This is a genomic window from Streptomyces sp. NPDC030809 (genome assembly GCF_055572195.1).
In genome coordinates, this window is sequence record NZ_JBVIDV010000009.1 from 254,006 (window position 1) to 267,521 (window position 13,516).

The 13,516-nt window shown below is 71.0% G+C and carries 9 protein-coding genes; 6 read left to right on the plus strand and 3 right to left on the minus strand.

Going from position 1 to position 13,516, the window contains the following annotated elements; all coding sequences use genetic code 11:
- Positions 1-108 precede the first annotated feature (108 nt).
- Positions 109-1,638 (minus strand): helix-turn-helix domain-containing protein, encoded by a 1,530-nt coding sequence (locus ACZ407_RS15215; protein ID WP_468128517.1) that lies wholly within the window; start codon positions 1,636-1,638, stop codon positions 109-111.
- A 67-nt stretch (positions 1,639-1,705) separates the two neighbouring features.
- A complete protein-coding gene (locus ACZ407_RS15220) occupies positions 1,706-2,188 on the minus strand; it encodes a MarR family winged helix-turn-helix transcriptional regulator (protein WP_468128518.1) in 483 nt (160 codons plus the stop codon).
- A gap of 99 nt (positions 2,189-2,287) precedes the next feature.
- On the opposite strand from ACZ407_RS15220, the gene ACZ407_RS15225 reads away from it, so the two are divergent.
- Complete coding sequence (locus tag ACZ407_RS15225; RefSeq protein WP_468128519.1) at positions 2,288-3,238, plus strand: haloalkane dehalogenase; 951 nt, start codon at positions 2,288-2,290, stop codon at positions 3,236-3,238.
- A 563-nt stretch (positions 3,239-3,801) separates the two neighbouring features.
- Here the strand turns inward: ACZ407_RS15225 and ACZ407_RS15230 are convergent.
- The gene (locus ACZ407_RS15230; RefSeq protein ID WP_468128520.1) at positions 3,802-5,718 is read right to left on the minus strand and encodes an amidohydrolase; all 1,917 of its coding nucleotides are present in this window, start codon (positions 5,716-5,718) and stop codon (positions 3,802-3,804) included.
- A 119-nt stretch (positions 5,719-5,837) separates the two neighbouring features.
- On the opposite strand from ACZ407_RS15230, the gene ACZ407_RS15235 reads away from it, so the two are divergent.
- The 5 genes from ACZ407_RS15235 to ACZ407_RS15255 all read left to right on the plus strand — a co-directional run bounded on the left by ACZ407_RS15235 (position 5,838) and on the right by ACZ407_RS15255 (position 13,418).
- Positions 5,838-6,848 (plus strand): LacI family DNA-binding transcriptional regulator, encoded by a 1,011-nt coding sequence (locus ACZ407_RS15235; RefSeq protein WP_468128521.1) that lies wholly within the window; start codon positions 5,838-5,840, stop codon positions 6,846-6,848.
- Between the two features lie 154 nt (positions 6,849-7,002).
- The gene (gene acnA / locus ACZ407_RS15240; protein WP_468128522.1) at positions 7,003-9,717 is read left to right on the plus strand and encodes an aconitate hydratase AcnA; all 2,715 of its coding nucleotides are present in this window, start codon (positions 7,003-7,005) and stop codon (positions 9,715-9,717) included.
- A gap of 311 nt (positions 9,718-10,028) precedes the next feature.
- On the plus strand, positions 10,029-11,489 hold the full coding sequence (gene ngcE, locus ACZ407_RS15245) for an N-acetylglucosamine/diacetylchitobiose ABC transporter substrate-binding protein (RefSeq protein ID WP_468128538.1): 1,461 nt from the start codon (positions 10,029-10,031) through the stop codon (positions 11,487-11,489).
- Between the two features lie 39 nt (positions 11,490-11,528).
- Complete coding sequence (locus ACZ407_RS15250) at positions 11,529-12,473, plus strand: carbohydrate ABC transporter permease (RefSeq protein ID WP_468128523.1); 945 nt, start codon at positions 11,529-11,531, stop codon at positions 12,471-12,473.
- 12 nt (positions 12,474-12,485) lie between these two features.
- Positions 12,486-13,418, plus strand: a complete 933-nt coding sequence (locus ACZ407_RS15255; protein ID WP_468128524.1) for a carbohydrate ABC transporter permease — start codon at positions 12,486-12,488, stop codon at positions 13,416-13,418.
- Positions 13,419-13,516 lie beyond the last annotated feature (98 nt).

Below are 13,516 nucleotides of genomic sequence, written 5' to 3' on the forward strand. Positions count from 1 at the left end.
CCCCCCCCCCCCCCCCCCAACCCCCCCCCCCCCCCCCCCCCCCCCCCCCCCCCCCCCCCCCCCCCTCCCCCCCCCCCCCCCCGCTGCCGTGCAGGTGCCGGATTCTTCCTAGATGTCCCGGAAGATCTCGATCTGTGCGCCCACCGAGTTGAGGCGCTCCGCGAGTTCCTCGTAGCCGCGGTTGATCACGTACACGTTGCGCAGGACCGAGGTGCCCTCGGCGGCCATCATCGCGAGGAGGACGACCACGGCCGGGCGCAGGGCCGGCGGGCACATCATCTCGGCGGCGCGCCAGCGGGTGGGGCCCTCGACCAGGACCCGGTGCGGGTCCAGGAGCTGGAGGCGGCCGCCGAGGCGGTTGAGGTCGGTGAGGTAGATGGCGCGGTTGTCGTAGACCCAGTCGTGGATCAGGGTCTGGCCCTGGGCCGTGGCGGCGATGGCCGCGAAGAACGGGACGTTGTCGATGTTCAGACCCGGGAACGGCATCGGGTGGATCTTGTCGATCGGCGCCTCCAGCTTCGACGGGCGGACCGTCAGGTCCACCAGCCGGGTGCGGCCGTTGTCCGCCGTGTACTCGGCGGAGCGGTCGTGGTCGAGGCCCATCTCCTCCAGGACCGCGAGCTCGATCTCCATGAACTCGATCGGCACCCGGCGGATGGTGAGCTCGGACTCCGTGACCACCGCGGCGGCCAGCAGGCTCATCGCCTCGACCGGGTCCTCGGAGGGGGAGTAGTCCACGTCCACGTCGATGTTCGGGACGCCGTGCACGGTCAGGGTGGTGGTGCCGATGCCCTCGATGCGGACGCCCAGCGCCTCCAGGAAGAAGCAGAGGTCCTGGACCATGTAGTTGGAGGAGGCGTTGCGGATGACGGTCACGCCGTCGTGCCGGGCGGCGGCCAGCAGCGCGTTCTCGGTGACGGTGTCCCCGCGCTCGGTCAGCACGATCGGGCGCTCGGGGGAGATCCCGGCCTCGACCTCGGCGTGGTAGAGCCCCTCGGTGGCCGTGATGTCCAGGCCGAACCGGCGCAGCGCGATCATGTGCGGCTCGATGGTGCGCGTGCCGAGGTCGCAGCCGCCGGCGTACGGCAGCCGGAAGCGGTCCATCCGGTGCAGCAGCGGGCCGAGGAACATGATGATGCTGCGGGTGCGGCGGGCCGCCTCCGCGTCGATGGCGTCCATGTCCAGGTGGGCGGGCGGGACGATTTCGAGGTCCACCCCGCCGTTGATCCAGCGGGTGCGGACGCCGATGGAGCCGAGGACCTCCAGGAGGCGGTAGACCTCCTCGATGCGGGCGACCCGGCGCAGCACCGTGCGGCCCTTGTTGAGCAGGGTGGCGCAGAGCAGGGCGACGCAGGCGTTCTTGCTGGTCTTGACGTCGATGGCGCCGGACAGTCGGCGGCCGCCGACCACGCGCAGGTGCATCGGGCCGGCGTAGCCGAGCGAGACGATCTCGCTGTCGAGGGCTTCACCGATTCGGGCGATCATCTCAAGGCTGATGTTCTGGTTGCCGCGCTCGATGCGGTTCACCGCGCTCTGGCTCGTGCCGAGCGCATCGGCAAGCTGACTCTGTGTCCAGCCCCGGTGCTGACGGGCGTCACGGATGAGCTTGCCGATGCGTACGAGGTAGTCGTCTGCCATGGGTGCACCGTATCTCAGATATGAGATGTCGCCAGCCGCGGGTGCGGCAAACGGGTGTTATCGCCCGTCAGGTCGCCTCTGCCCCCATCGTCCCCCCGGTGCGCGCATGGTGGGCGGCCAGCCGTTCGAGCAGGCCGGTCAGCTGCTCGCGCTCGGCGGCGGACAGCGGGGCGAGCAGTTCGTCCTGCGCGTGCCCGAGGAGCCGCTCCAGCCGGTGCAGCCGGCGCCGGCCCTGCGCCGTCAGCGAGACGGTGTTGCGCCTCCGGTCCGCCGGATCCGGGGCCCGCTCCACCAGTTCGCGCGCGGCGAGTTCGTTGAGGACCGCCACCAGGTCGCTGCGGTGGATGCCGGTGCGGACGCTCAGTCCGGCCTGGCTGGCCGGTCCGTACTCCTCCAGTGCGACCATCACCGCGTAGTGCCATTTGTGGGCGTCTGCCCCGTTCAGTCCCTCCGCGACCAGGCGCTGGGCGTGGGTGGAGACCTGGGCCAGCAGTCGGCTGGGCAGCCGGCGCAGGCGCGCCGGGACGGCTTCTTCCTCGTCCGTGCTCATGCCGCCGATCGTACCCATTGCGTTGGTGGCACCAACGGTATAGCTTCGTTGGTGTCACAAACGTTAGTCGGACCAACGAATGGTGTCCGGCGGCGGGACGTGCGGAAGGAGACCGCCATGCCCACGATCGACGTGCTCGGGTCGGCCATGTACCACGAGGACCGCGGCGAAGCCGCCGCCGGTGCGGTGCCCTTCGTCTTCCTCCACGGCAACCCCACCTCCTCGCACCTGTGGCGGCACGTGCTGCCGCGCATCGGGGAGGGGGTCCGGGTGCTGGCGCCCGACCTGATCGGGATGGGCCGCTCCGGCAAGCCCGGCGGGGAGTACCGCTTCGAGGACCACGCCCGCCATCTCGACGCCTGGTTCGAGGCGCTCGGCATCGAGGAGGCCGTGCTCGTCGGCCAGGACTGGGGCGGGGCGCTCGCCTTCGACCACGCCGCCCGCCACCCCGGCCGGGTCCGCGGCCTCGCCTTCATGGAGACGATCCTGCGGCCCATGTCCTGGGAGGGGTACCCGGCCGAGGCCCGCGGCCGGTTCGAGGCCCTGCGCACCCCCGGGGTGGGCGAGGAGATGGTCCTCGACCGGAACCTCTTCATCGAGGACAGCCTCGGCCGGACGGTGCTGGCCCCGCTGACCGAGGCCGACCGGGCGGTGTACGCCGCCCCGTACCCGACCCGCGAGAGCCGCCTGCCGATGCTCCAATGGGCCCGCTCCATGCCGCTGGACGGGGAGCCGGCCGACGTGGTGGCCCGGGTGCAGGCGTACGACGCCTGGCTCGCGGACAGTCCCGGGGTGCCCAAGCTCCTCCTCACCTTCGACGGCTCCCCGACCCTGATGACCGGGCCCGCGGAGGTGGCCTGGGCGCAGGAGCACGTCTCCGCGCTGGAGACCGAGTACTGCGGCACCGCGGCCCACCTCTGCCCGGAGGACCGCCCGGCGGAGATCGCCGCCGCGCTCAACTCCTGGGCGGCCCGGCACGGCCTGGCCGCGGCCCCGGCCCCGGCCTCCGCCCCCGTCCCGGTGCCGGTCCCGGCGCGGGCGGGCGCCTGAGCACGCCCGTACGGGCGCGGGCCCGGCCCCCGGCCTGGAACCGGGCCCGCCGGAGCCCCAGGACACCCCGGCCGACGCCGGGCACCGGGCTCCGCCCGGACCCGCGCCTCAAACGCCGGCGAGGCTGGGGGTTGTGCCCCGTGCCCCGGGTGTCCGGGGAGGCGGTGGGTTGCGTCCCGTGCCTCAAACGCGGCGAGGTTGGGGGTGCCCCGTGCCCCGGGCGTCCGGCGAGGCTGGGGGCCCCGTGCCTCAAACGCCGGCGAGGCGGTGGGTTGTGCCCCGTGCCTCGGGTGTCCGGGGAGGCGGTGGGTTGCGTCCCGTGCCTCAAACGCCGGCGAGGTTGGGGGGTGCGCCCCGTGCCCCGGGCGTCCGGCGAGGCTGGGGGGCGCCCCGTGCCTCAAACGCCGGCGAGGCGGTGGGTTGCGCCCCGTGCCTCGGGTGTCCGGGGAGGCGGTGGGTTGTGCCCCGTGCCTCAAACGCCGGCGAGGCTGGGGGTGCGCCCCGTGCCCCGGGTGTCCGGCGAGGCTGTTGCCCGTTCGCCGCTGGGGCGGCGGGGCGGCGGGTCAGTGGCTGGTGCAGCCGCACGCGCGGTGCCGGCCGCCGTGCACCGCCGCGTACGAGGCCGGGCGCGGGCCGGCCGCCGCGCGGGCCAGCCGGGCCGCGGCCGCCCGGCCCGTCGCCGAGTGCGCGTCGTGCACCGCCCGGCCGCCCACCAGCGTCAGCTCCACCTGCGTGCCGCTGATGTCCTTGACCGGGCAGCGCGTCACATCCCGGTCCAGCAGCACCAGGTCGGCCGCCTTGCCCTGCTCCACCGTGCCCGTCAGCCGGTCCTGGCGCAGCTGCCAGGCGGTGCCGAGGGTGTGCATCCGCAGGGTCGAGGCCCGGCTCAGCCCCTCCAGCTCCCGGTACAGCTCGCCCTCCCCGTGGGCGCCCTTGCGGTCGATCGCCGTACGGATCTGGTTCCACACCTGGAGCGCGTCCACGGGCCAGTCGGAGCCGCCCGACAGTCGAGCCCCGGCCTTCTCCAGGCTGCGCGCCGGGTACATCCAGCGGTGCCGCTCCGGCCCGATGTACGGCAGCAGGGCCTCCATGGTCCAGGTGTCCTTCGCCGCCCACTGGAGCTGCATGCAGGCCGCCACCCCCAGCTGCGCGAACCGCTTCAGGTCCGCGGGGTCCACGATCTGGAGGTGCGCCACCGCGTTGCGGGCGTCCGTGCGGCCGGTCGCCCGGCGGGCGTACGCGTAGCCGTCGAGGGCCGTGCGCACCGCCCGGTCGCCCAGGCCGTGCGCGTGCATCTGCCAGCCGGCCGCGTTGAACGCCGCCGACAGCTTCCCGTAGTTCCGTGCCGAAACATACAGTTCGCCCCGGTTCGTAGTGGGCTTGCCGTGGCCGTCCAGGTAGGGCTTCAACAGGGCGGCCGTCTGCGCCGGGTACTCGATGACCCCGTCGAGGAACACCTTGACCATCCCGAACCGCAGCCCGCGCACCCCCTCGAACTCCCTGCGCAGACCGCGCGCGTACGCGAGCGAGCCCGCCGGGTCCTTCGCCTGCGCCGCGTCCAGCCGGATCGCCGGCACGATCCGCTGGGGCAGCTTCCCCGCCCCGGCCAGCTCCCGGTAGAGCTCCAGTTCGTGCCGGCCCACCAGCGCGTCCATCATCGTGGTGACGCCGGAGGCGGCGGCCTCGGCCAGCACCTTGGCGCAGGCCGCCACCAGCTCGGCGGTGGTCGGCTCCGGCACGTGCCGGGTCACCAGCACCTGGGCGTCGTCCTTCAGCACTCCGGTCGGCTGCCCGTCCGGCCCCTTCACGATCTTCCCGCCGACCGGGTCCGGGGTGGCCGCGGTGATGCCCGCGACGTCCAGCGCCCGCCGGTTGGCCCACAGGTTGTGCCCGTCGCCGCCGACCAGCACCACCGGGCGCCGCGTCGGCAGGGCGTCCAGCATGCTGTGGTGCGGGTTGGTGCCGGTGGGCAGCAGGCCGACCGGGTTCCAGTCCTCCACCACGAGCCAGGTGTCCGGCTCCGCGCCCGCACCGCCGGTGTCGGCGAGGAAGCCCTTCAGGATCTCCTGGAGCTCCGCCACGGTGGTCTCGGCACCTTCCAGGGAGGGCCGCAGCGAGCGGTCCCCGGCCCCCAGCGGGTGCACGTGCCCGTCGTGGATCCCGCTCATCACCGTGTTGCCCCGGGCGTTGACCACCTCGGTGTCCCGGCCGATCAGCCGCCGCACCGCCGCACCGGTCCCGGTCGCCAGGATCCGGCCGTCCCGGCCGACCGCGACCGCCTCGGCGGGCCGCGCCCCCGGCACGCCGGTGAACACCCGGGCGTTGTGGACGATCAGGGAGGCGGAACCGGCCCCGCGGGCCGCACCGGACGCGGCGGCCGCCGGGGCCGCCCCCGCCGTGCCCACCGCCGCACCGGCCAGGCCCGCGGCCCCCGCCGCGAGCAGCCCCCTGCGGGACAGAGCTGACTTCTTGACCTCCATGGCCCCTCCAAACGTCGCTGTGGCAGAGGACACTCGGTGATTAAGTCCTTAACCAGAAGCAGTCGCGGACGACGGATTCCGCACGCCGCCGCCGCGGCCCGCACGGGAACCTCCGTACGATGGCGCCCGTGCCGGGACCCACCATCGCCGACATCGCGCGGGCCGCAGAGGTGTCCACCGCGACGGTCTCCCATGCCCTCAACGGCACCGGCCGGGTCGGCGAGGGCACCCGCCGCCGGGTCCGCGAGATCGCCGCCGCCCTCGGCTACGGCTCCCGCCGCGGACCCCGTACCCGCACCCTCGGGCTCGCCGTGACCACGTACGCCGGCCTGCCCTGGGACTTCGCGGGCATCGCCTACTTCTCCCGGCTGATCACCGCCGCCACCTCCGCCGCCCACGCCCGCGGCTACGCCCTGACCACCCTGCCGGCCGAGCGGTGCGCCGAGGCCCTGTGGCACACCCTCGCCGTGGACGGGATGCTGCTCCTCGACAGCCCCGCGGGGGACCCGGTGCTGCGCGCCCTGCGGGCCCGCCGGATGCCGGTGGTCTTCGACGGCCGGCCGGCCGATCCGCACCCGGGGGACGTCTGGGTGGACAACGACCACGCCGCCACCACGCGCGAGGTGCTCGACCATCTGGCCCGGGCCGGGGCCCGGCGCCCGGCCCTCCATTCCGGTTACGGCCAGGAGAACTACACGAACGCAGTAACCGAGGCGTACGAGCGATGGTGTGAAGAAAGGGGACAGGTTCCGCTTGTGGTCCCCTTCGATCCCGGCGACACGCCGGGCCGTGCCTTCGACCCGTACTTCGGCGCCGCCGCGGGAACGCGCCCGGACGCGGTGTACTGCGCCTACGACCCCGGCGGCCGCCAGGTGCTGGCCGCCGCCGCGCGGCACGGCCTGCGGATTCCGGGGGACCTGCTGCTGGTGTGCGCGAGCGAGGATCCGGCCTACGGGACGGGCGATCCGGCGGTGAGCACGGTGACCCTGCGGCCGGAGGTGCTGGGGGAGGCGGCGGTGTCCGCGCTGGTGGCCCTGGTCGAGTCCGGGCGCCCGGAACGGCCCGGGCAGCTCACCGTCCCGGCAGGTCTGGAGGTGCGTGCTTCGTCTCGCCGCCCGGACATGTACTAGAGTTATCTCGACATCGAGATATCTGCCGAAGGCGCACCGCAGCCGCCCCCGTGGTAAGGGTGACCTAACTTAGCCTTACCTTAGCGGATTGGCCACAGGGCGTGGCGGCAGGATGCGGTAGAACGCGCGAATTCATGCACTGAAGGAGACTGTCGTGTCGGCGAACAGCTTCGACGCCCGCACCACCCTGCAGGTGGGCGACGAGTCGTACGAGATCTTCAAGCTGGACAAGGTGGAGGGCTCCGCCCGCCTGCCCTACAGCCTGAAGGTGCTGCTGGAGAACCTGCTCCGCACCGAGGACGGCGCCAACATCACCGCCGACCACATCCGCGCGCTCGGCAACTGGGACTCCCAGGCCCAGCCGAGCCAGGAGATCCAGTTCACGCCGGCCCGCGTGATCATGCAGGACTTCACCGGTGTGCCCTGTGTCGTCGACCTCGCCACCATGCGCGAGGCCGTCGCCGCGCTCGGCGGCGACCCGGCGAAGATCAACCCGCTCTCCCCGGCCGAGATGGTCATCGACCACTCCGTCATCGCGGACAAGTTCGGCACCCACGACGCGTTCGCGCAGAACGTCGAGCTGGAGTACGGCCGCAACAAGGAGCGCTACCAGTTCCTGCGCTGGGGCCAGACCGCCTTCGACGACTTCAAGGTCGTCCCGCCGGGCACCGGCATCGTCCACCAGGTGAACATCGAGCACCTGGCGCGCACCGTCATGGTCCGCAACGGCCAGGCGTACCCCGACACCCTCGTCGGCACCGACTCCCACACCACCATGGTCAACGGCCTCGGTGTGCTCGGCTGGGGCGTCGGCGGCATCGAGGCCGAGGCCGCCATGCTCGGCCAGCCGGTCTCCATGCTGATCCCGCGCGTCGTCGGCTTCAAGCTGACCGGCGAGCTGCCCACCGGCACCACCGCCACCGACCTGGTGCTGACCATCACCGAGATGCTGCGCAAGCACGGCGTCGTCGGCAAGTTCGTCGAGTTCTACGGTGAGGGCGTCGCCGCCACCTCGCTGGCGAACCGCGCCACCATCGGCAACATGTCGCCGGAGTTCGGCTCCACCGCCGCGGTCTTCCCGATCGACGGCGAGACGCTGAACTACCTGCGCCTGACCGGCCGCTCCGAGCAGCAGGTCGCGCTCGTCGAGGCGTACGCCAAGGAGCAGGGCCTCTGGCTGGACCCGGCCGCCGAGCCCGACTTCTCCGAGAAGCTGGAGCTCGACCTCTCCACCGTCGTCCCGTCGATCGCCGGCCCGAAGCGCCCGCAGGACCGCATCGTCCTCGCGAACGCCGCCGCGCAGTTCGCCCAGGACGTCCGCAACTACGTCTCGACCGCCGACGAGGCCGGCGAGGAGTCCTTCCCGGCCTCCGACGCCCCGGCCGTCAGCAACGGCGTCCCGTCGAACCCGGTCCAGGTGACCGCCCCCGACGGCACCACCTACACGCTCGACCACGGCGCCGTCACCGTCGCCGCGATCACCTCCTGCACCAACACCTCGAACCCGTACGTCATGGTCGCCGCCGCGCTCGTGGCGAAGAAGGCCGTGGAGAAGGGCCTGACCCGCAAGCCGTGGGTCAAGACCACCCTCGCCCCGGGCTCGAAGGTCGTCACGGACTACTTCGACAAGGCCGGTCTGACCCCGTACCTCGACAAGGTCGGCTTCAACCTCGTCGGCTACGGCTGCACCACCTGCATCGGCAACTCCGGCCCGCTGCCGGAGGAGGTCTCCAAGGCCGTCAACGAGCACGACCTCGCGGTCACCTCGGTCCTCTCGGGCAACCGCAACTTCGAGGGCCGGATCAACCCCGACGTCAAGATGAACTACCTGGCCTCCCCGCCGCTGGTCGTCGCGTACGCCCTCGCGGGCTCCATGAAGGTGGACATCACCAAGGACGCGCTGGGCACCGACACCGAGGGCAACCCGGTCTTCCTCAAGGACATCTGGCCGTCGGAGGCCGAGGTCAACGACGTCGTCGCCAACGCCATCGGCGAGGACATGTTCTCGAAGTCCTACCAGGACGTCTTCGCGGGCGACGCCCAGTGGCAGGCGCTCTCGATCCCGACCGGCAACACCTTCGAGTGGGACCCGCAGTCCACCTACGTGCGCAAGCCCCCGTACTTCGAGGGCATGACGATGGAGACCACCCCGGTCACCGACATCGCCGGCGCCCGCGTCCTGGCCAAGCTGGGCGACTCGGTCACCACCGACCACATCTCCCCGGCCGGCGCCATCAAGGCCGACACCCCGGCCGGCAAGTACCTCACCGAGCACGGTGTGGAGCGTCGCGACTTCAACTCCTACGGCTCGCGCCGCGGCAACCACGAGGTCATGATCCGCGGCACCTTCGCCAACATCCGCCTGCGCAACCAGATCGCGCCGGGCACCGAGGGCGGCTTCACCCGCGACTTCACCGTCGAGGGCGGCCCGGTCTCCTTCATCTACGACGCCTCGCAGAACTACCAGGCCGCCGGCATCCCGCTGGTCATCCTGGGCGGCAAGGAGTACGGCTCCGGCTCGTCCCGCGACTGGGCCGCCAAGGGCACCGCGCTCCTCGGCGTCAAGGCCGTCATCACCGAGTCGTACGAGCGCATCCACCGCTCGAACCTCATCGGCATGGGCGTCCTGCCGCTGCAGTTCCCGGCCGGCCAGTCGGCCGACTCGCTCGGCCTGACCGGCGAGGAGACCTTCTCCATCACCGGCATCACGGAGCTGAACGAGGGCACCACCCCGAGCACGGTCAAGGTCACCACCGACACCGGCGTGGAGTTCGACGCGGTCGTCCGCATCGACACCCCCGGTGAGGCGGACTACTACCGCAACGGCGGCATCATGCAGTACGTCCTGCGGAACCTGATCCGCGGCTGAATGCGCTGATCGGCCGGACCTCGGCACCAGAGGGCCGTATCCCCGTTAAGGGGGTACGGCCCTTCCGCTTTTTCGGGGAAGGCTTCCCGTGTGACGGAGAGGTCTCAACTCGGAAAAGCCGGGGGTGATCCTTGTGCACGATCTTGCTCACCCGAGCGGGAGTGGACTATACCTGTGCGCGTCCGGATCGCCGCGGCCCACGCGGCCCCGGACCGGGGGACGGCGGGGACCTGCGGCAACGTCCGCATGCACGGCAACTGCCGTGATTTCCGGCCCTCCTGCACACTCCTGACGAAGGCGAGGACATGAGCATGGGATCCACCTCCGCCCACGGCGAGCGCAAGCCCGTTCAGGAAGCGGCGGGCCTCGGCCGCCGCGATCTGATCAAGCGCTCCGCGGCACTCGGCCTCATCACGGTGCCGACGATGAGCTTCCTCTCCGCGTGCGCGTCCGGAGGCGGTGAGGAGAAGCCGAACGCCACCGCCAGCGGCAAGGCGGACAAGAACAACCCCTTCGGCGTGGTCAAGGGCAGCAAGCTCGACGTGGTCGTCTTCAAGGGCGGCTACGGCGACGACTACGCCAAGGCCTGGGAGGCCGCCTTCGACAAGAAGTGGGGCACCTCCTCCTCCCACCTCGGCACCCAGGAGATCACCGCCAAGCTCCAGCCGCGCTTCAACGGCGGCAACCCGCCGGACGTCATCGACGACTCCGGCGCCCAGCAGATCAAGCTGGACGTGCTCTTCAAGGGCGGGCAGCTCGCCGACCTGACCCCGGTCCTCGACGCCCCCTCGCTGGACGACCCCACCAAGAAGGTCCGGGACATGCTCATCCCCGGCACCGTCGAGCAGGGCATGCAGGGCGGCAAGTTCGTCTCGGTGAACTACGTCTACACCGTCTGGGGCCTGTGGTACTCCGGCAAGCTCTTCAAGGAGAAGGGCTGGACCCCGCCGAAGACCTGGGACGAGTTCCTGGCGGTCTGTACGAAGGCCAAGGCCGCGGGCATCGGCGGCCTCGCCCACCAGGGCAAGTACCCGTACTACATCAACGTCGCCATCATGGACCTGATCGCCAAGAAGGGCGGCCTGGACGCCATGAAGGCGATCGACAACCTGGAGAAGAACGCGTTCGCGGGCAACCCCGTCGCGCTGGAGGCCGTCGAGGCCGTCTACGAGGTGGTCGAGAAGGGCCTGCTCATGCCGGGCACCAACGGCCTGACGCACACCGACTCGCAGACCCGCTGGAACCAGTACAAGGCCGCCTTCATCACCTGCGGCTCCTGGCTGGAGAACGAGCAGATCAAGCAGACCCCGGACGACTTCGACATGCGCTTCCTGCCCATGCCGGTCCTGGCCGACAGCAAGCTGCCCTTCGAGGCCATCCGGGCCGGGGCCGGCGAGCCCTTCATCGTGCCGGAGAAGGCCTCGAACAAGGCCGGCGGCATGGAGTTCGTCCGTTCGATGCTGTCCCGCGAATGGTCCACCCTCTTCGCGCAGCAGGCCAACTCGCTGACCATCGTCAAGGACGGCGTTGACCCGAACGTGCAGCTCCGGCCCGGCACGAAGTCGGCCGTGGAGGCGTTGAAGGCGGCCGGGGACAACGTCTTCAACTACCGTTACCCGGACTGGTACAGCCAGATGGACCTGGACATCCAGAACGCGTCGAACGAGCTGATGGCCAAGCGCATCCAGCCCAAGGAGTGGATCAAGCGGGCCCAGGCGGCGGTCGACAAGGCGGCCAAGGACCCCAACGCCAAGAACAACCACCGCGACTGACGCGCCATCGGCCACCCGGGACCACCAGGGACGGACACCATGAGCCACGTAGCCAAGAGCAGGGGACGGGCCGGCTTCATCGCCGGGTTCCTGTTCGTGCCCCTCGCGCTGTACCTGACCTTCGTCATCTGGCCGTATGTGCAGACATTCGGCTATTCCTTCACCAACTGGACCGGCCAGTCGCCGACGTTCGACTTCGTCGGGCTGGAGAACTACCAGGCCCTGCTGAAGGACGAGGTCTTCCTCAGCGCCATCTGGCACAACCTGCTGCTCCTGGTGTTCGTCCCGGTGGTCACCATCCTGCTCGCCCTCTTCTTCGCCTTCATGGTGAACGCGGGCGGGCGGGGCGGGGCCGGCGGGGTGCAGGGCGTGCGGGGGTCGGGGTTCTACAAGATCGTCTACTTCTTCCCGCAGGTGCTCTCCCTGACCATCCTCGCGGTGCTGTTCGGCGCCGTGTACCGCAGCGACGAGGGCGGACTCCTCAACGGGGTGCTCACCAAGATCGGCCTGGTCGACCCCCAGGAGCCGATCGAATGGCTGAACGAACCCAAGTTCGTGCTCTGGTGCCTGCTGCTGGTCGTGGTCTGGCACGGGGTGGGCTTCTACCTCGTGCTCTTCTCGGCGGCCATGCAGTCGGTGCCGAAGGACATCTACGAGGCGGCGCTGCTCGACGGCGCCGGCCGCGGCCAGACCTTCTTCAAGGTCACCCTGCCGCTGCTGTGGGACTCGGTGCAGACCTCCGCGGTCTACCTCGGCATCGTGGCGATGGACATGTTCGTCCTGGTCTCCACGATGACCTCGGGCCAGTTCGGCGGCGGCCCGGACCACAAGAGCGAGGTCATGGCCACGGTGCTCATGCGCAACTTCCTCTACCTCGGCAAGAGCGGCTACGCCTGCGCGATGGGCGTGGTCATGCTCGTCCTCACCATGATCCTCTCCATCATCACGCTGCGTGCCACCCGCCGCGAGCGCATCGAGTTCTGAGCGGGAGACGCGATGACCACTGAGTCCACTGTGATCAAGGCTCCCGGCGAGGCGGCCGCGGAGCGGGCGGGCGGCTCGGGGCGGACCGGGGAAGGCGAGCGCCGCCGCGAGGGCACGGTCCTCAACGTCTTCTCCCACGGCTTCCTCGCCGTCTGGGCGGTGCTGATCGTCCTGCCGCTGATCTGGCTGGTGCTCGGCTCCTTCAAGACCGACGCCCAGATCGGCGGATCGGCCCTGAGCTGGCCGGCCAACTGGCACTTCGACGCCTTCGGCCGGGCCTGGAGCAAGGGCATCGGCGACTACTTCGCGAACACCCTGATCGTGATGGTGTTCTCGGTCCCGCTGACCATGCTGTTCGGCTCGATGGCCGCGTACGTCCTGGCCCGCTACCCCTTCCGGGGGAACCGGCTCGTCTACTACTTCTTCGTCAGCGGGGCGATGTTCCCCGTCTTCCTGGCCCTCGTGCCGCTGTTCTTCATGGTCAAGCGCTTCGACATGCTGAACACCTACCAGGGCCTGATCCTGGTGTACGTCGCCTACTCGATGCCGTTCACCGTGTTCTTCATGCACTCCTTCTTCCGCACCCTGCCCTCGGCCGTGCACGAGGCGGCGGTGATCGACGGGGCCTCGCACACCCGGATCTTCTTCCAGGTGATGCTCCCCATGGCCAAGCCCGGCCTGATCAGCGTCGGCATCTTCAACACCCTGGGCCAGTGGAACCAGTACATCCTGCCCGCGGTGCTGATGCAGCCGCAGAGCAGCAGCGATCCCGAGCGCTACATGCTCACCCAGGGCCTCGTACAACTCCAGTACCAGATGGGCTACGAGACCGACCTGCCGGTGCTCTTCGCCGGCGTGACCATCGCGATGATCCCGATGCTGGTCGTCTACCTGTCCTTCCAGCGCCAGATCCAGGCGGGCCTGACCTCGGCCACCCTCAAGTAGCCGCCGGAGCGGGGGGGGGGGGGGGGGGGGGGGGGGGGGGGGGGGGGGGGGGGGGGGGGGGGGGGGGGGGGGGGGGGGGGGGGGGGGGGGGGGGGGGG